A 17080-nucleotide genomic window follows, 5' to 3' on the forward strand; every position below is an offset into this window, starting at 1 on the left:
GAGCAAGCCCGCTCCCACAGGTATTGCACCTGCCGGAATAGCGCCCCCTTTTTTCTGCCACGAATTGAAGATGAGAGAAACGATGAAACCACGTGCACGCGATTTGAATATCCAGTTCGGCCAATTGCTACCCGGCCCCCTCAACGCCATCACCGATGTGCCCGGCGTGCGCGTCGGCCACAGCAATGTGCGCGGCCGCACCGCCAGTGGCCGCGACATCTTCACCGGCGTGACCCTGATCGAACCGCGTGCCGGGTCTACCAATCAGCAACCGTGTTTTGCCGGTGTCCATGTGCTCAACGGTAACGGCGACGCCACGGGGCTTGAGTGGATTCGTGAAGCCGGCTTGCTGACCAGCCCAATCGCCTTCACCAACACCCACAGCCTGGGAGTGGTGCGCGATGCGCTGATTGCTTTGGATCGCGAGTCCCAGCCCGATGACGGGCGACTTTACTGGAACATGCCGGTGGTGCTGGAAACCTTCGACGGCCTGCTCAGCGACATCAACGGTTTTCATGTGAAGCCCGAACATGTGGCCGAGGCCCAGCGCAATGCCGCAGGCGGACCGGTGACGGAAGGCGCGGTGGGCGGCGGCAGCGGGATGATCTGTCACGAATTCAAGGGTGGCATCGGCACGTCCTCGCGCCAATTGAGCAAGGCTCAGGGCGGCTGGACCGTCGGCGCCATCGTCCAGGCCAATCATGGCATTCGCAATGAGCTGCGCGTTGATGGTTACCCGGTCGGGCGCTATATGGAACAGGCTGACTCACCGTTTCTCAGGGCATCGCTGCCTTATCCTGGGATGGGCTCGATCGTCGTTTGCCTGGCCACCGATGCGCCGCTGCTGCCGCATCAATGCACGCGCCTCGCACAGCGTGCCAGCCTCGGACTCGCCCGTACCGGTGGCGGCAACGAAGACCACAGCGGCGACATCTTCATCGCCTTCGCCACCGGCAACCAACACGTGCCACCGGCCGCTTATGAAGGCAAAGGTGCGCCGACCTGCGACAACTTGAGCATGGTCAACAACGACCACATCAGCGAGTTGTTTTTGGCCGCGACTGAAGCGGTGGAGGAAGCAATCATCAACGCTCTGCTGGCCGCTGAAACGACTGAAGGTAACGGCCACACGGTGCCGGGCCTGGACCCAAAAACACTGCTCAAGGCATTGCGCCAGGCCGGTTGGCCAGGGGAAACCGTCGGAATCTGAAGGCGCTGTTTAACGATGACGCCCGATGCACTGCATCGGGCGGCTATCGCTTATTTTTCCAGGATCAACAGCGGCGTGTCTTTTTTCACGAGGTAGGTCGCCAGCTCCGAGGCTTTGCCGTCACCGACGTTCTTCGCGACATGCGCAGTGCCCGCGGGGATGTACAACGAGTCGCCGGCTTTGAGCGTGACCGGCGCCCGCCCTTCGAGCTGATACTCAAATGTGCCCGAGATGACGTAAGCGACTTCTACGCCAGGATGCGAATGCTTGGGAGATACGACGCCCGGGTCGAAATCGACACGAACCTGAATCACCTCACCGTTGGAAATGTCGAGGTCCTGGCGTACCAGGTCGGTGCGGTGAAGGCCTGTCTGCCAGCTTTTTGCCGGAGTGGCTTGCGGGGGAGCTTTTGCTTCTTCAGCCGCGAATGCGTTGAATGAAACGGCGGCAGCCAGGGCGACGCCGAGCAGGCCTGCGGTGTGACGGGATTTGATACGGGACATCGCAATTCTCCAATGAATGCCGCGGTTGCGGTGGCTTCATTAGGAGGTCGCTGTGTATCGCGCAGGTGTCGAGAAAAGCATGAATTTGTATGCGCAGGTAACTACCAGCATCGGAGATACGTTCGGATACAACCGCGGGCGTACGTCAGTGCGGTACACCCAGTTTGGTCACGATGTCTTCTGGTTTGAGACGTCGTCCGTCCGTTGAAACCAATTGCAGTTTCCGGATCGGCTGACGATCCTTTGCGTCGACCATGACGGCACGAGTGATGGCCGCAGAATTTGCCCCGCGTGGCATTCGCGTCAATCAGATTACTCCCGGGGCTGCACGCACACCGGTCTGGAACCCTCACGCCGCCAAGGTTGGAATGGATGCGCTGGAGGAAAAACTGAAGACCACCATCCCGCTCGGTCGCATCAGTGAAGCTCATGAAGTCGCCACCGTCGCCTTGTTCCTCGCCTCCAGCGACTCTTCAAACGTCGTGGGCGCAGAAATTGACGTCGATGGCGGTGCAACCCGTTCGCCTCTGGGTGCACCGGCTCATAGAGAAAACTGGCAGGCGTAACGGTTTTGTATCGGTGTGTATTTTCACTGGCAATCTTACACAGCGTTACACAACCACCGGATCAGGACACACAGGCACTACATAAAGGTGAAAAAGTGGGGACCTCACCCCTTCGTCCATAAAACCAGCGGCAGAACGGGTGAGGCCCCCAACCTTTAGCAGGAACCCCGTCATGATCAATGAAATCGACACCGTGCTTTATACCGGCAAGACCCATACCACCGGCGGCCGCGAAGGCGCGTCGAAGAGTTCGGACGGACGTCTGGACATCAAGCTTTCCCCGCCTGGCTCCTCAAGCACTGGCACCAATCCCGAACAGCTTCTGGCCGCAGGCTGGTCGGCCTGTTTTATCGGCGCGATCGGTAAAGCGGCCGCCGCGCTAAAGGTGAGTGTGCCCGCCAATGTCGCCGTAGATACCGAAGTGGATCTAGGCAAGACCGAAAACGCATTTTTCCTCCAGGCACGCCTCAATGTCAGCCTTCCGGGCCTGGATCCTGTTGTTGCCCGGGCATTGGTCGATGCCGCACACCAGACCTGCCCGTACTCCAAAGCGACCCGTGGCAACATCGACGTCACGATCAATCTGATCTGATCCGGTCACCTACTGCGGCCCAGGCTGTACCCGATAGCAGTTTTCCATCCTGCCACTTTTCCGGAAGGACGAAATCGGTCTAAAAAGCACGGCTTGCGCTGCGCAGCCTTTGCTATTCTAAATGCTGTAGGTGAAGACGCAGACTGATGCGCAAGCGGATAGCGAGGAAGCGTGGGGCGCGCTCCTAAGGGTACACGGTTAGAAAGATCTCCGAGGTGAGGTCCAGCCCTTATGCCGTGTGAAGCAGGACAGCACAAAACTGTTCTGTCAGAAGCCTGATAAACCTTGTAAGCCAGAGACCAGCGCTGGCCACCTACTCGATTCTGAAGCCCGCCCTGTGCGGGCTTTTTCGTTGCGCAGAATCGGGAGCCAAAGCCACCTCCCCCGTCATTCGACCATTCGTCGCCAAGTCCCCATTCCCCCTTGATGTGGATTGGCGACTGCGAGAATATTAGTTACATCGCATGCGATACAAGCGCATACAATATATAAACAAGCCCTAATGCACCTTTGAGGATTCACCCCATGAGCAAGATCGAAAAAGTCCCGGCCTTCGGCAAAACCACACCACCATGAGCAGCACTGGGACCACTTCGCGCGGCCATATCGGCAGCCTCGACATCGCCATCTCGTCGCCCGGCAATGCCCAGCCTGCGCACGTGTTCGCTGCCACCCAGCCGCACCCGGCCGCCGAGCAACTGTTTGCCGGGGCATGCGTTTGACCTGCGCGTGCCCGGCCTGGCAGATGACATTGCGAAGACACTGGCGCACACCGCCGACCAGATCTGCCCGTACTCGAAGGCAACGCGAAGCAACATCGACGTGGACTTGAACGTCCTCACGGCATGATGCACGGCGCGGTGGGTTCGACACCCAACGTCTAACCCGCCCTTGCCGTTTATCACGCACCGGCTTAGAGCACTTACGACACCATCGCACGCGAGGTATATTTCACGCAGACGACAAAGCCGTCTTTGACGAACGAGGCGACACATGAAATCCACCGACAAAGCGGTACCCGAAGACCTGAAGCTCTCCGACTTCCTGTGTTTTGCGGTCTATTCAACCAACCTCGCGTTCGGCAAGGCGTACAAGCCGATCCTCGAACACCTGGGGCTGACCTACACCCAATACATCACCATCGTTGCGCTGTGGGAGCAGGATAATCAGACCGTCGGCAGCCTCGGTGAAAAGCTGTTTCTTGAATCGAACACGCTCACGCCGATCCTGAAGAAACTGGAAGCGATGGGCTTCCTGCAACGCCAGCGCGATCCTGAAGACGAGCGCCAGGTGCGCATCAACCTGACGAAACAAGGCAAGGCGTTGCGCGAAGACCAACCGGAAAACGGCCTCGCCGCCGCGACAGGCCTGACGCAAGACGAGTTCACGCTACTGCAGAAGACGATCGTGACCCTGCGCAACAACCTGATCAAATCAATGAACACTGAGGAGTAAGCGCTATGACCACGCAAACTGAAACCGCAATCCTGGCGGGTGGCTGCTTCTGGGGCATGCAGGATCTGATAAGAAAACAAAAAGGCGTGCTGTCGACGCGCGTCGGCTACTCCGGCGGCGATGTGCCCAATGCGACTTACCGCAACCATGGCACTCACGCCGAAGCGATCGAGGTCGTGTTTGATCCGGCCATCACCAGCTACCGTCAGATCCTTGAGTTTTTCTTCCAGATCCACGACCCGTCGACGACCAATCGTCAGGGTAATGACATCGGCCTCAGCTACCGTTCGGCGATTTTCTATCTGAACGAAGAGCAGCAAGCAGTAGCCGAAGACACCGCAGCCGATGTGGATGCCTCCAAACTCTGGCCCGGCCGGGTCGTGACTGAAATCGTACCCGCCGGCCCGTTCTGGGAGGCAGAGCCGGAGCATCAGGATTACCTCGAACGACTGCCGACCGGTTACACCTGTCACTTCATTCGGCCGAACTGGAAACTGCCGAAGCGAGCATGACGCGGTAAAGCCCGGGTTCCAGCCACGGAACCCGGATACCGTTCCGTCAGGTGTTGGTTTTCAACTTGGTCCACAGACGTGTGCTAAGCCGGGCAATCGCGGCAGGCAGGTCCTCGACGGTGAACAACTTATCCATCACGTTTTTCGGCGGGTAAATCGCCAGGTACTGCTTCACCGCCGGATTGACCAGCGTGTCCGCCGCCAGGTTCGGGTTGGCGTAATGGATGCTGTTGCTGATGTTGGCGATGACGTCAGGCTTCAACAGGTAGTTCATGTAGGCGTAGCCGTCCTTCTCGTGGGGCGCGCTCTTGGGCATGACCACCATGTCGAGCCACAGGGTCGAGCCTTCGTCCGGAATCGAATAGGCAATCTCGATGCCGTTCTTGGCTTCCTTGGCACTGGCCGCCGCTTGCACCACATCACCGTTGAAGCCGATCACCGCGCAAATATTACCGTTGGCCAGGTCGCTGACGTACTTGGAGGCGTGGAAATACTGGATGTAAGGTCTGATCTTGAGCAACGCCTGCTCGGCTTTCTTGTAATCCGCCGGCTCGTGACTGTGGGGCGGCAGCCCCAGGTAATTGAGGGTGATCGGCAGGATTTGCGTCGGGTTGTCGATAATCGCCACGCCGCATTCACTCAACTTCTTGATGTTGTTCTCATCAAAAATCAGGCTCCAGGAGTGGGTGACGTCGGTGGTGCCGAAGATCGCTTTGATTTTCTCGACGTTGTAGCCAATACCGGCCGTGCCCCACATGTACGGATAGCCGTACTGATTGCCCGGGTCATTGACCTCGAGCTTTTTCATCAGCGCCGGATCAAGGTTTTTCCAGTTGGGCAGTTGGCTTTTGTCCAGCTTCTGAATCGCGCCAGCCTTGATCAGTCGCGACAGAAAATGGTTCGAAGGGCTGACCACGTCATAACCGGTGTTGCCGGTCATCAGTTTAGATTCCAGGACTTCGTTGCTGTCGTGGATGTCGTACGTCGCCTTGATTCCGGTTTCCTTGGTGAAGTTGCTCAAGGTGTCGTCGGCGATGTAGCCGTTCCAGTTGGAAATATTGACCTCTTCGGCCGCTTGAGTGGCCGCCGAAAACGCCGTGAGCGCAACCATCAGGGAAATCGTATTGACTTGCATGTTCAATCACCTTTTTGTTCTTTTGTGATAACCGGAATCTAGATTTCTGTCTTGGCCCGGACGGCTTCGACGCGCATCCGAAACATCGCGCCAATGTCGAGCAGGGGTCGCGGCGGGAGCCAGCCGGGTTGGGCTCTGTCCATCACCGAATCGAGCAGCGGCGAGCCAACACCCGATGCCAGTTCAGCGAGCAGTCGCCCCCAAAGAGTGCCGCGCGCCACGCCCGAGCCATTGCAGCCGGCCACGGCATACACGCCCTCTTCCGCCCTGGAAAAAAACGGCTGCCCGGAGCGCGAGGCGCTCAGGTGTCCGGTCCAGGTGTACTGGATATCCTGCTCGGTCAGCCACGGGAAACGCCGCTGCAAACCCACGACATGGTGCTGGCGACGGATCGCCAGTTCATGACCGGACAAATCCCGCGAGCGGTACTCCGCCGTGTTGCGGATCATCACCCGACGATCGGGCGTCAGCCGCACCGTGGCGCCCAGCGGACGGGTGGACAGCACGCCCCAAGGCTCGACACTGCCGATGTTGCGAAATTCTTCGTCACTCAACGGCCGCGTAAGGCTGGCACTGAGTTCCATGGCAAAGGTGCCGCTGTCCTGAATGCCGGCGCGAGGCACGAAGGCGTTGAGGCAGATCAACACTTGCTTCGCCTCGATGCTGCCATCGATGCCGTTGGCCCGCAGACGCCCTTTACCCAAACGTTCGAGGCCGGTGATGTCGGTGTTTTCGTAGACGGTGACCGCCTCCGGCAGCGCCTCCAGCAAACCCTTCACGTACTTCGCCGGTTGCAGCAACGCGTTGCCCTTGCCGCACCAGATCGCGGCGCGGTAATGCCGGGTGCCAAGTTTTTGATTCAGTTGCTCACCTTCGAAAAACTCCGCGGACGCGCCGAGTGTCCGCAAGGTTTGCAGCTTCTCGTCAATGTGGGTCAACTTGCCGGGATCGCTGACGGCAAAGAAATAGCCCGAGTCCCGGAAGTCGCACTCGATGCCATGACGGGCAATTACCTTGCGCACTTCCGCACTGGCGGCACGTGAAATCGTCGTGTCCACCTCAAAGCCGGCAAACCCGGACTTGCCGATCAATTCATCGTTGGCGGGGTGTTCGTGGGCCACCACAAATCCGGAATTACGCGCCGAAGCGCCCTGCGCCGCGCGCTGCCTGTCGACCACCACGATGCGCGCCTGCGGGTGCATTTGCGCCAGCGCATGGGCGGCACTCAGGCCGGTAATGCCGGCACCGATGATCAGCCAATCGGCCTGTTGCGCGCCGATCAGACGATCACGCGCCGGGGCACTCCCGGCTTGCGCGATCCAGCCACATTCATTATTCATGCGTCACCTGCCTAGACTGTCGTTCTGCTAGCCGGCACATGCGGTAATTGCATAGGCAATGTGTGATGGCGGCTGCTAGCGCTAGAATCTATTAGGTCCTCGGTGTTAGAACCAACGTTATAAATTCATTGAGCCATTCATAAAACGCATGGATAAGATTCGTCACGTCCCTTCGCTTCAAGCCATGCAGGCATTGGTGGAAGTTGCTGATTCCGGCAGTTTCACCCAAGCGGCGCATAAGCTCTGCCTGACACAAAGCGCCGTCAGCAGGCAAATACAGCAGCTGGAAAGTCATTTCGGCGTGCCGATGTTCGTCCGCAGCAGCCGCAGCATTCGCCTGACCTCGGAAGGCGAGCAGGTGCTGGCCAGCGCGCGCGATATCCTCGAACAACTGAAAGCCCTTGAGGATCGGCTGTCTCCGCAAAAACGCCCGTTCCGTATTCGCATGCACGTCTCGTTGGCGGTGCGCTGGTTGCTGCCGAAACTGAGCGATTTCTATCGCTCTCACCCGGACGTTTCCTTGTCTATCGAAACCGTGGCGACCGAGATCGTCGAGCCGGCCAGCGACAGCGACGCCTACATTCTCTACCTGCCCGAACCGTCCAGCGACCCCGCTTGCCTGACCCTGTTCGAGGAAGCGCTGGTGCCGGTGTGTGCGCCCGGCCTGGCCAGCGCCACCCAGCCGCTGGCGTCGATGGAGGATCTGGTGCGGTTCCCGCTGCTGCACCGTTCGGCCGACCAACAAGCCTGGATTGAGTGGCTGGCCGCCAATGACGGCAAGCCGCTGGGGGACTATCGGCACATTCCCTTCAACCTCGATGAATTGGCGCTTGATGCTGCGGCGCGCGGGCTTGGGGTGGCGGTGACCGACTTGACCCTGGCGCAGGAATCGATTGATCGCGGTGTGTTGGTCGTTCCGTTCGGGGATCCGTTGAAGACGCGGGGCGTCTATTCGCTGTACCTGCAACCGTCGGCAGCGTCTCATCCGGCGTGCGCGCAGGTTATGCAATGGTTTGCCGGGCAGGCTGAACAGAACACCGACTGACGTCGAAATGAAAACCACTGTGGGAGCGGGCTTGCTCGCGAATGCGGTGGATCATTCAGCATCGATGTCGACTGACACACCGCATTCGCGAGCAAGCCCGCTCCCACGTTCAATTTGTGATGTTCTTGGGATTCAGGCTTCTTGCTGCACCACGCCCCGCTCTTCCAGCAACCTCACAAACATAGTCAGGCTCTGCGACACCGTGCCTCTGCGCCACACCAACCAGGTGCGTAAATACCGGAAGGATTGCGACAACGGCCAGACGCTGACCGTGGTGCAGCCCGGCATGCTTTCGAGCATGCTGCGCGGCATCAGCGCCAGGCCGGCACCGGCGCTGACGCAGGCCAGCATGCCGTGATAGGACTCCATTTCGAAGATCTTACCGGGCACCGCCGCGTCCTTGCTGAACCAGCTTTCGAAGTGGTGTCGGTACGAGCAATTGGAGCGGAAGGCATAGATGTTTTCGCCGTTGACGTCCCGCGCGCGGTGGATCGGTGCATGGTTGAGCGGCGCGATCAGCACCATTTCTTCCTCGAACGCCGGCACGCCCTCCAGTGCAGGGTGCAGCACCGGTCCGTCGACAAACGCAGCGGCCAGTCGGCCTGACAGCACGCCGTCGATCATGGTCCCGGAAGGTCCGGTGGACAAGTCGAGCTCGACCTTGGCGTGTTTCTGGTTATAGGCGGCCAACAGCTCGGGGATGCGCACCGCCGCCGTGCTCTCCAGCGACCCCAGCGCAAAAGCACCCTGGGGTTCTTCACCGGCCATCGTCGCCCGGGCTTCCTGCACCAGGTCGAGAATGCGTCGGGCGTAATCCAGAAAACTCCAACCGGCCGGCGACAGGCGCAGGCGGCTTTTCTCGCGGATAAACAGGTCCACGCCGAGGTCCTGTTCCAGCTGCTTGATTCGGGTTGTCAGGTTCGACGGCACCCGATGGATGTGCTGGGCAGCCACGCTAATGCTGCCGTGCTCGGCCACTGCTTTGAAAATTTCCAGCTGAACCAGATCCAAGTCATTCTCCAAACGTGAACGATATGCTCAGCATTATTCAGTTTCCAGAAAACAAACGCCACCGTAACCTGAGCGCATTCCCACCTTGCAGGACGATGCCATGACCAGCGTTTCCAGCATCACCCACGCCATTTCGATCAACCCCGCCACTGGCGAGCAGATCGGCCACTACCCTTTTGAATCCGATTCGGCGCTGCAAGCCGCACTGTCCCGCGCCGCTGCCGGGTTCCGCGTCTGGCGCAGCACAGCGGTTGCACAACGCTCGCAGCTCCTGATCACCCTGGCTCAGGCATTGCGCGACAACGCTGCAGCGATGGCGAAGATGATTACCGTGGAGATGGGCAAGCCGATCACTCAAGCACGCGGTGAAATTGAAAAATGTGCGCAGCTCTGCGAGTGGTACGCCGAACACGGCCCCGCCATGCTGACCGCCGAGCCGACCCTGGTTGAAGGCGGTAAAGCGCGCATTGAACATCGCCCGCTCGGCCCGATTCTCGCGGTGATGCCGTGGAACTTCCCGATCTGGCAGGTGCTTCGTGGCGCCGTTCCTGCGCTGATTGCCGGCAACACCTACGTGCTCAAACATGCGCCGAACGTGATGGGCAGCGCTTACTTGCTGCTGGAAGCCTTCAAGCAAGCCGAGTTCCCTGAAGGCGTGTTCGAGGTCATCAACGTCACGCCGGAGGGTGTTTCCACAGCCATCGCTGATCCACGCATCGCCGCAGTGACCCTCACCGGCAGCGTGCGCGCCGGCATGGCCATCGGCGCGCAGGCCGGCGCAGCATTGAAGAAATGCGTATTGGAACTGGGTGGTTCAGACCCTTTCATCGTGCTCAACGACGCCGACCTCGACGAAGCGGTCAACGCCGCCGTGATTGGCCGTTATCAAAACACCGGGCAAGTCTGCGCAGCCGCGAAACGCTTGATTGTCGAGCAAGGCATTGTCGAAGCATTCACCCGCAAGTTTGTCGAGGCCACACGCAAACTGGTGGTCGGCGATCCACTGGCGACCGAGACGTACATTGGCCCGATGGCTCGCTTTGATCTGCGTGATGAACTGGATCAACAGGTGCGCGACACCCTGGAAGAAGGTGCGACGTTGTTGCTGGGTGGCAAGAAGGCTGAAGGCCCGGGCAACTTCTACGAGCTGACTGTATTCGGTGATGTTACCGACCAGATGACCTCGTTCAAGCAGGAGCTGTTTGGCCCGGTGGCCTCGATCATCACCGCGCGCGATGCAGCCCATGCACTGGAACTGGCGAATGACAGCGAGTTCGGCCTCGCCGCGACCCTCTACACGGGCAACGTGGAACGTGCCCAACAGATGGCCGGCGAACTGGAAACCGGTGGCGTGTTCATCAATGGCTACTGCGCCAGCGACCCCCGTGTCAGCTTTGGCGGCGTGAAGAAAAGCGGTTTCGGCCGCGAGCTGTCGCACTTCGGGGTGCGCGAGTTCTGCAATGCGCAGACGGTGTGGCTGGATCGTCGCTGATCGCCTCCAGTGGCCCGGGAGTCTTTTGACTCTCGGGCCACCGAGCTTTACTCGTTCAAAAAATACACCTTGTTAACAATCATCCAGCGTTCGTTGATTTTCAGTAACGACAGATAATCCGTGAACCGCATGCCGACGTAATCATCAATCACTTTTACAGCGGCAGCATCACCCGTTATGTCGACGCTAACGGTTTGCCAATACGGTTCGACCTCTTTGGCCGCCGGGCCTTCGGCCTTGATCGCGCTGATGAAGTCCTCCAGCGATAACCATTCCAGCGCTTGTTGATAGTGACCGATGATGCGACAAGCAGGATGAAAAGCCTGCCGCAGCAACGCTTCGTCCGCGAAAACCATGCCCTCCACGTAATTGCGTACCACAACACCGATGTGCTCTTTGTCCATCGTTTGAGCCGTCATGTCATACCTCCAACAGACTCATCCCACCTGAAAAGTCTAGCACTGCGCCCCGGACATTCTCGGGCGGCGGCTATGCTGTTGAAGGCAACTTTTCAGGAGGAGCTCAAAGATGTCGCTGACGCTTTACTACCATCCGCGGGCCTCGTACTCCTGGCGATTGTGCGGCGACCCCGGCGCTGTTCTATGCCAGCACTCTGCAACCGATCCCCGACGATTACCACCACTTGAACGCGTATTTCGAGAGGTTGATGACCCGGCCGTCTGTCCAGCGGGTCCTCGACGAAGCCAGGCCCTATTTCTCGATGTATCCGTTTGCCGAGGCCATTCCGGAACGGTTTCGCTAGGGCATTAACCGACGATATCGATCAACTGCTCACGCTGTGCGCCGGTCAGCATCGGCCCGAAACCGGCGCCGGCATTGTCCGCCATGTAACGCGGGTTGCCGGTGCCGGGAATCACGCAGGTCACCGCTGAATGCGACAGCAGGAACTTCAGCGCCATTTGTGCCCAGCTGTTGACCCTCACGTCCGCCGCCCAGCGCGGTAAGGGTTTGTCCTTCAAGCGGGTGAGCAGGTTGCCGCCACCGAACGGCCGATTGCAGATCACCGCCACACCACGCTCGCGACACAGCGGCAGGATGCGTTTCTCGACGCCGCGATCGTCCAGGGCATAGTTGATCTGCAAGAAATCCAGTGGCTCGGCCTTGAGCACCGCTTCCACTTCTTCATACGCCGAGGCGGTGTAATGGGTGATGCCGATGTAGCGGATACGCCCTTCTTCCTTCCATTTGCGCAAGGTCGGCAGATGAATTTGCCAGTCCAGCAGGTTGTGGATCTGCATCAGGTCGATACGGTCGGTTTGCAGCAGTTTGAAGGACTGCTCCATCTGCGCGATGCCTTCTTCGCGGCCACGGGTCCAGACCTTGGTGGCCAGGAAAGCAGGCGAGCGCGGCTCATGAATCGACAGTAATTCACCGGTCGTCTCTTCGGCCCGGCCGTACATGGGCGAGCTGTCGATCACCGTCCCGCCCTTCTCGAACAATGCCCGCAGAACCGCGGGCAGCTGTTTGTAGGCGGGACTCGAAGGCTCGACATCAAAACCGCGATAGGTACCCAACCCTACGATGGGCAATGGCTCGGAGCTGGAAGGAATGGCGCGGGTCTGCATGTTCTTGCCTCCTGTTTCCTTCGACGGCGTGGTGGCAGCAAAGGCTGGGCCGAAGGTGAAAACCGCCGAAGCACCGGCAGCCAGCGTGAGTATTTGGCGACGCGTGTACCGATCAGTGTGGATCATGAAATTTGCCCTTCCACATTTTTACGGTCAGCCCCTTGTTCCTGGCGCCTGGCCAGCCACAGGCATAACCAGCCCCACAGCCCGGCAAACGGCACGATCAGCAGCGCCACCAGACCAAAACCCGCGCCCAAGGCCGTCAAACCGACCGACAACCAGCCACTGGCGGCATCTCCGCCGCGGTACACCAGGGTTTCGATCACATTCTTGGCCTTGTACTTTTCCTCGCGGCTGACCACGGTCCACAACACCTCGCGCGCCGGGCGCACGATGGCGAACTCGACCGCACGACGCAGCCCCTGCGCCAGTGCGACGGTGGCGGGCTCGGGCGCCAGGGCCATGGCGGTAAACGCCACGATGGTCGCCAGGGGTAACGCCGCCAGTGCCCCAACGACGCCGATCAAACGAATCAACGGTGCCGTCAGCAGCAGCTGAAAGATCAAGGTCAGTGCCGACACGATCAAATCGACGACGGCGAAGAACTGCGTCCGACTGGCCACATCAGCATAGCTACCCGCCACAATCCGTCCCTGCTCGAAATACAACAAGGTCGCGGCGCTGGTGTGCAGCAGCATGAACAGCACCAGACCCAGCAAATAGGGCGAGCGCACAATCAGCGTGATCCCGGCCAGCATGCTGCCGCCCATACGCCGATCATCCAGCAAGCGGCTGCCAGACTGTGATTGCGTCCGGGACAGCAGCGCCCGATAGCAGCGCACTGCGACTTCCAGCAGCAGCGCGGCCGCGACGGTCAACGCCACCGGCCCCAGGCGCGTGGCCATGGTCGCCGCCAGCAACGGCCCTATGAACGTGCCCAGGGTGCCACCTGCCGCGATGAAGCCGAACAGCCGCCGCCCCTGTTCACTGGAAAACCGGTCGACCAGCACGCTCCAGAAAATAGTGACGATGAACAGGTTGTAGATGCTGATCCAGACGAAAAACACCCGCCCGACGGCCACTGGCGCAATGCGATTGGCGATCAACACGCCGAACACCAGCATCGACACGGCGATCACGCGGTAGATCAGCGGCACGAAACGCGTGGCCGGCAGCCGCGACACCAGCGCACCGAATACCGGGACCATCAGCAGCATCACCACGAAGGTTGCCGTGAACAGCCACTGCAGTTTGTCGGCACCGCCCTCAAGGCCCAAGGCATCGCGCAGTGGTCGCACCAGGTAATAACTGGCTAACACGCAGAAATGGAACGCGAAGCCCAGCATCAGCGCAGTTCTTTCGCCAGGCTGGACGTTGAGCCACTTTGCAGCGATGGGCATGGGCGCCCTCCCCTGTAGCCGGGATCGGCGTGCCCGGCTACCGATGAACTAAACTCTGGCTCCGATCCAGTGGATTGGGTTCCTCAGCCCAGAGCCGTCAATGTCGCCCACTAAAGTTAGTCGAATGCCACGAACCCTGGTGTTAATCGTCGTCATCCTGGCAGCGTCGTACCTGGCGCTCTGTGCGGCGCTGTTCGTGTTTCAGCGCGCGCTCATCTACTTCCCGCAACCCAGCGCCATCGAGACGCCCGATACGCTGCTCAAGCTGACGGTAGAGGATGCGCAGGTAAGGGTGTCGGTCAGGCCCCACGACGGACCGAAGGCGTTGATCTATTTCGGCGGCAATGCCGAGGACGTCTCTCGCAACCTGCCCGGGTTCGCGCAGGCCTTCCCGGAGCATGCGATCTACTTGCTGCACTATCGAGGCTTCGGGGGAAGCTCCGGCTCGCCTTCCGAGGAGGCCATCCAGCGCGATGCCATGACCTTGTTCGACAAGGTCTACGACACTCATCCGCACATCGCCGTGGTCGGGCGCAGCCTTGGTTCGGGGGTCGCCGTGCGTCTCGCCAGCCAGCGCCCGGCCTCCCGCCTGATCCTGATCACGCCTTACAACAGCCTGGGAGATCTCGCCGTGCGCCAGTACCCGTGGTTTCCGGTGAAGTGGCTGCTACAGGAACGGTTTGAATCATGGAAATATGCAGCGCACATCACGATACCGACGCTGTTGATCGCGGCGGAGCACGACGAAGTCATACCGCGCTCCAGCACGGAGCAGCTCTACACGCACTTCGCCAAAGGCGTGGCCACGCTGCGAGTCATACCGGGTGTGGGCCACAATTCCATTTCCGAGAGCCCCGAGTATCTAAAATTGCTGGGCGATGCGCTGTGAAAAATACGCGCCACACCGCGACCTGTAGCAGCTGGCGAAGGCTGCGTCCGGCTGCGCAGCAGTCGTAAATCACAACTCGCGGTGTATCAGTCAGACCCAGCAAGCCGGGATTACGACTGCTGCGCAGCCGAACGCAGCCTCGCAAGCTCGGCAGCTGCACAGTACGATAGCGGTGAGTCATAGAGACCATCGATCACTTGAATCTGTTGGGTTGAAACGTAAGGCTCATCGCTGATAAAAGTGGCGATACCACGTCACAAATTGCTTCACGCCTGCTTCAATTTCTATGTGGGGCGAGAAGCCGACCCAGTCCGCCAGCGCCGACACATCGGCCCACGTCTTGATGACGTCGCCCTTTTGCATCGGCAGATAGTTGCGCTGAGCTTTTATGCCCAGCGCCGTTTCCAGGCATTCGACAAATTCCAGCAACGCAACCGGTTTCCCACGGCCGATGTTGAAAATCCGGTTGACGCCATCAGCCTCCTGGTCCGGGACCGGCGGCTTTGTACGCAAGCGGGCGATGCTTTCGACAATGTCGTCGACATAGGTGAAGTCGCGCGCCATCTGGCCATGGTTGTAAATATCAATCGGGCGGCCATTGAGCATCGCTTCGGTAAACGTGAACAGAGCCATGTCAGGACGTCCCCAAGGCCCGTATACGGTAAAAAAACGCAGGCCGCTGGCGCGAAGACCGTAAAGATGGCAGTAGCTGTGGGCAAGCAATTCATTGGCTCGCTTGCTGGCGGCGTACAGCGAAACCGGTTGATCAACCGGGTCATCGACGCTGAACGGGAGCTTGCTGTTGGCGCCGTACACCGAACTGCTCGACGCATAGATCAGATGCGCAGGCCGATAGTGTCGGCAGGCTTCCAGCACGTTCAGAAATCCCACCAGATTCGATTGGGCATACACATCCGGGTTATCCAGCGAATAACGAACCCCCGCTTGCGCCGCCATATGCACGACCTCGGTGAACTCACCGTCTTTGAATAACGCCATCAAGGCCGGTTTATCGACAATATCCAGCGTCTGAAAACGGAAACCGTGCAACTCGCTCAGCTGTTTGAGCCGAGCGTATTTCAATTCCACGCTGTAATAACCGTTAAGGTTGTCGATACCGACAACTTCTCGCCCCTCCAGGCACAATCGTTTGACGGTGTGATACCCGATGAACCCCGCCGCGCCAGTCACAAGAATGGTCATAATGCAGTCCCGCTTGTCCAATCCCAGGCAATTAGTTATAGCGTTGCAATAGCAGAGGGTCCAGCGGTCATTACCGGACCCACTAATGGGGAATTCATCTCCACACCCTTTCGCCAGAGCACGACTATGAGTACCAGAAAAAGTTTAAACCGTCCGACGGAAAACAAATTGCTGAAAAAAACAACAACTTGCATACAGCCAGAAGCACTATTGGACAAAAGGTATATTTTTTGACAAGGAACGTTTGACAGGTTGTCGAGACTGGTCAATAACTACCCATGGCCTGGTGGTACAGAATACAAGTGCAGTTTTTTCGTTTTCGCTGCCTCGCCAGATAACTTTTGAAATCCTTGTTTTTTATGGCTCCCTGACAGGGACCCTGCGGTAGCTTTGTCTTCGGCAAACTACTCAGGCTTTACACCCAAAACACTGTCATATATAACGTACCCTCACTTCTTAACTGTTTCAACAATGCAACATGTCGTGACTCATTATTGATACACCTTCAATAAGAACAGCAACTCTGTCTGACTAAAAACTTTCCGGGCCTTAATAGCCTCTGCCTGCTTAAACTTTCGATACTTACGAGGTTTACCAGCATGTCAGCCATCAGCGCCGAACGTTCAAACTGGTACCTGTTGCAATGCAAGCCTCACCAGGACGAACGCGCCCACATCAACCTGCTTCAACAAAACTATGTCGTGTTCCACCCGCAACTGGTGAGTGAACGCATCATTCGCGGCAAACAGCACCGCGTACACGAGTCCCTCTTCCCCGGGTATCTGTTTATCCATCTTGGCGGTAACGATAACTGGGCGCCCATACGATCTACGCGTGGCGTCAGTCGTATTGTCGAGTTCAATCACGGACCTGCGACGGTGACCGATCACGTCATCGAGCATCTGCGTGTGCGTTGTTGCGAATCCGCAGAATCGCGCGATGACCCGCCCCTGACGCCCGGCGAACACCTGCAAATCATCCGCGGTCCGCTGTCGACACTTGGAGGTATTTTCATCGCTCCCCATGGGTCTGAGCGCGTCATGATCCTGATGCAGTTTCTTAATCGGGAACAGACTATTTGCTTGCCATTAGGTGACCTTGAACGTCAGCACGCCTCATTCCACACCACTCTCTGACTCTC

Annotated in this window: 17 protein-coding genes and 2 pseudogenes; 11 read left to right on the top strand and 8 right to left on the bottom strand. The window is 58.8% G+C overall.

Annotated elements, in window-relative coordinates; translation table 11 throughout:
• Positions 1 to 82: 82 nt before the first annotated feature.
• Positions 83 to 1210: a P1 family peptidase gene (locus tag EYC95_RS18680; protein WP_131061682.1), complete on the top strand. Its 1128-nt coding sequence runs from the start codon at positions 83 to 85 to the stop codon at positions 1208 to 1210.
• A 50-nt stretch (positions 1211 to 1260) separates the two neighbouring features.
• Here EYC95_RS18680 and EYC95_RS18685 read toward each other — a convergent pair whose 3' ends face one another.
• Positions 1261 to 1713 carry a cupin domain-containing protein gene (locus tag EYC95_RS18685; RefSeq protein ID WP_131061683.1) on the bottom strand — a complete coding sequence of 151 codons (453 nt, stop codon included), beginning with the start codon at positions 1711 to 1713 and terminating at the stop codon, positions 1261 to 1263.
• A 269-nt stretch (positions 1714 to 1982) separates the two neighbouring features.
• Between EYC95_RS18685 and EYC95_RS18695 the strand changes: the two genes are divergently transcribed.
• The 5 genes and pseudogenes from EYC95_RS18695 to msrA all read left to right on the top strand — a co-directional run bounded on the left by EYC95_RS18695 (position 1983) and on the right by msrA (position 4838).
• Positions 1983 to 2279 carry an SDR family oxidoreductase gene (locus EYC95_RS18695; RefSeq protein WP_256656970.1) on the top strand — a complete coding sequence of 99 codons (297 nt, stop codon included), beginning with the start codon at positions 1983 to 1985 and terminating at the stop codon, positions 2277 to 2279.
• A gap of 172 nt (positions 2280 to 2451) precedes the next feature.
• On the top strand, positions 2452 to 2871 hold the full coding sequence (locus EYC95_RS18700) for an organic hydroperoxide resistance protein (protein WP_131061684.1): 420 nt from the start codon (positions 2452 to 2454) through the stop codon (positions 2869 to 2871).
• 525 nt (positions 2872 to 3396) lie between these two features.
• Positions 3397 to 3720, top strand: a pseudogene (locus EYC95_RS18705) (peroxiredoxin).
• Between the two features lie 144 nt (positions 3721 to 3864).
• The gene (locus EYC95_RS18710; protein WP_131061685.1) at positions 3865 to 4326 is read left to right on the top strand and encodes a MarR family winged helix-turn-helix transcriptional regulator; all 462 of its coding nucleotides are present in this window, start codon (positions 3865 to 3867) and stop codon (positions 4324 to 4326) included.
• 5 nt (positions 4327 to 4331) lie between these two features.
• Positions 4332 to 4838 carry a peptide-methionine (S)-S-oxide reductase MsrA gene (gene msrA, locus EYC95_RS18715; protein WP_131061686.1) on the top strand — a complete coding sequence of 169 codons (507 nt, stop codon included), beginning with the start codon at positions 4332 to 4334 and terminating at the stop codon, positions 4836 to 4838.
• 46 nt (positions 4839 to 4884) lie between these two features.
• Here msrA and EYC95_RS18720 read toward each other — a convergent pair whose 3' ends face one another.
• Both EYC95_RS18720 and EYC95_RS18725 read right to left on the bottom strand, forming a co-directional pair.
• Positions 4885 to 5973, bottom strand: a complete 1089-nt coding sequence (locus EYC95_RS18720; RefSeq protein ID WP_131061687.1) for a polyamine ABC transporter substrate-binding protein — start codon at positions 5971 to 5973, stop codon at positions 4885 to 4887.
• Between the two features lie 38 nt (positions 5974 to 6011).
• Positions 6012 to 7313, bottom strand: a complete 1302-nt coding sequence (locus EYC95_RS18725; protein WP_131061688.1) for an FAD-binding oxidoreductase — start codon at positions 7311 to 7313, stop codon at positions 6012 to 6014.
• Between the two features lie 148 nt (positions 7314 to 7461).
• On the opposite strand from EYC95_RS18725, the gene EYC95_RS18730 reads away from it, so the two are divergent.
• Positions 7462 to 8358, top strand: a complete 897-nt coding sequence (locus tag EYC95_RS18730; RefSeq protein ID WP_131061689.1) for a LysR substrate-binding domain-containing protein — start codon at positions 7462 to 7464, stop codon at positions 8356 to 8358.
• A gap of 132 nt (positions 8359 to 8490) precedes the next feature.
• Here EYC95_RS18730 and EYC95_RS18740 read toward each other — a convergent pair whose 3' ends face one another.
• Positions 8491 to 9369: a LysR family transcriptional regulator gene (locus tag EYC95_RS18740; RefSeq protein WP_131061690.1), complete on the bottom strand. Its 879-nt coding sequence runs from the start codon at positions 9367 to 9369 to the stop codon at positions 8491 to 8493.
• A 100-nt stretch (positions 9370 to 9469) separates the two neighbouring features.
• Between EYC95_RS18740 and EYC95_RS18745 the strand changes: the two genes are divergently transcribed.
• Complete coding sequence (locus EYC95_RS18745; protein WP_131061691.1) at positions 9470 to 10861, top strand: aldehyde dehydrogenase family protein; 1392 nt, start codon at positions 9470 to 9472, stop codon at positions 10859 to 10861.
• A 47-nt stretch (positions 10862 to 10908) separates the two neighbouring features.
• Here the strand turns inward: EYC95_RS18745 and EYC95_RS18750 are convergent, their stop codons facing one another.
• Positions 10909 to 11280 (bottom strand): nuclear transport factor 2 family protein, encoded by a 372-nt coding sequence (locus EYC95_RS18750; protein WP_131061692.1) that lies wholly within the window; start codon positions 11278 to 11280, stop codon positions 10909 to 10911.
• 155 nt (positions 11281 to 11435) lie between these two features.
• On the opposite strand from EYC95_RS18750, the pseudogene EYC95_RS30665 reads away from it, so the two are divergent.
• Positions 11436 to 11624: pseudogene (locus EYC95_RS30665) on the top strand (glutathione S-transferase family protein); the annotation flags it as partial.
• A 4-nt stretch (positions 11625 to 11628) separates the two neighbouring features.
• On the opposite strand, the gene EYC95_RS18760 reads toward EYC95_RS30665, so the two are convergent.
• The gene (locus EYC95_RS18760; protein ID WP_131061693.1) at positions 11629 to 12573 is read right to left on the bottom strand and encodes an aldo/keto reductase; all 945 of its coding nucleotides are present in this window, start codon (positions 12571 to 12573) and stop codon (positions 11629 to 11631) included.
• Positions 12570 to 13847, bottom strand: coding sequence for an NTP/NDP exchange transporter (locus tag EYC95_RS18765; RefSeq protein WP_131061694.1), 1278 nt, complete (start codon positions 13845 to 13847; stop codon positions 12570 to 12572). The genes EYC95_RS18760 and EYC95_RS18765 overlap by 4 nt, the downstream gene beginning before the upstream one ends.
• Positions 13848 to 13971: 124 nt before the next feature.
• Between EYC95_RS18765 and EYC95_RS18770 the strand changes: the two genes are divergently transcribed.
• The gene (locus EYC95_RS18770; protein ID WP_256656971.1) at positions 13972 to 14736 is read left to right on the top strand and encodes an alpha/beta hydrolase; all 765 of its coding nucleotides are present in this window, start codon (positions 13972 to 13974) and stop codon (positions 14734 to 14736) included.
• A gap of 225 nt (positions 14737 to 14961) precedes the next feature.
• Here the strand turns inward: EYC95_RS18770 and EYC95_RS18775 are convergent, their stop codons facing one another.
• A complete protein-coding gene (locus tag EYC95_RS18775; RefSeq protein WP_131061696.1) occupies positions 14962 to 15939 on the bottom strand; it encodes an NAD-dependent epimerase in 978 nt (325 codons plus the stop codon).
• Positions 15940 to 16538: 599 nt separating this feature from the next.
• Between EYC95_RS18775 and rfaH the strand changes: the two genes are divergently transcribed.
• Complete coding sequence (rfaH, locus tag EYC95_RS18780; protein WP_131061697.1) at positions 16539 to 17075, top strand: transcription/translation regulatory transformer protein RfaH; 537 nt, start codon at positions 16539 to 16541, stop codon at positions 17073 to 17075.
• The last annotated feature ends 5 nt before the right edge of the window (positions 17076 to 17080 follow it).

The organism is Pseudomonas sp. BGI-2, assembly GCF_004310295.1.
In the GTDB taxonomy this organism is placed as follows: Bacteria; Pseudomonadota; Gammaproteobacteria; order Pseudomonadales; family Pseudomonadaceae; genus Aquipseudomonas.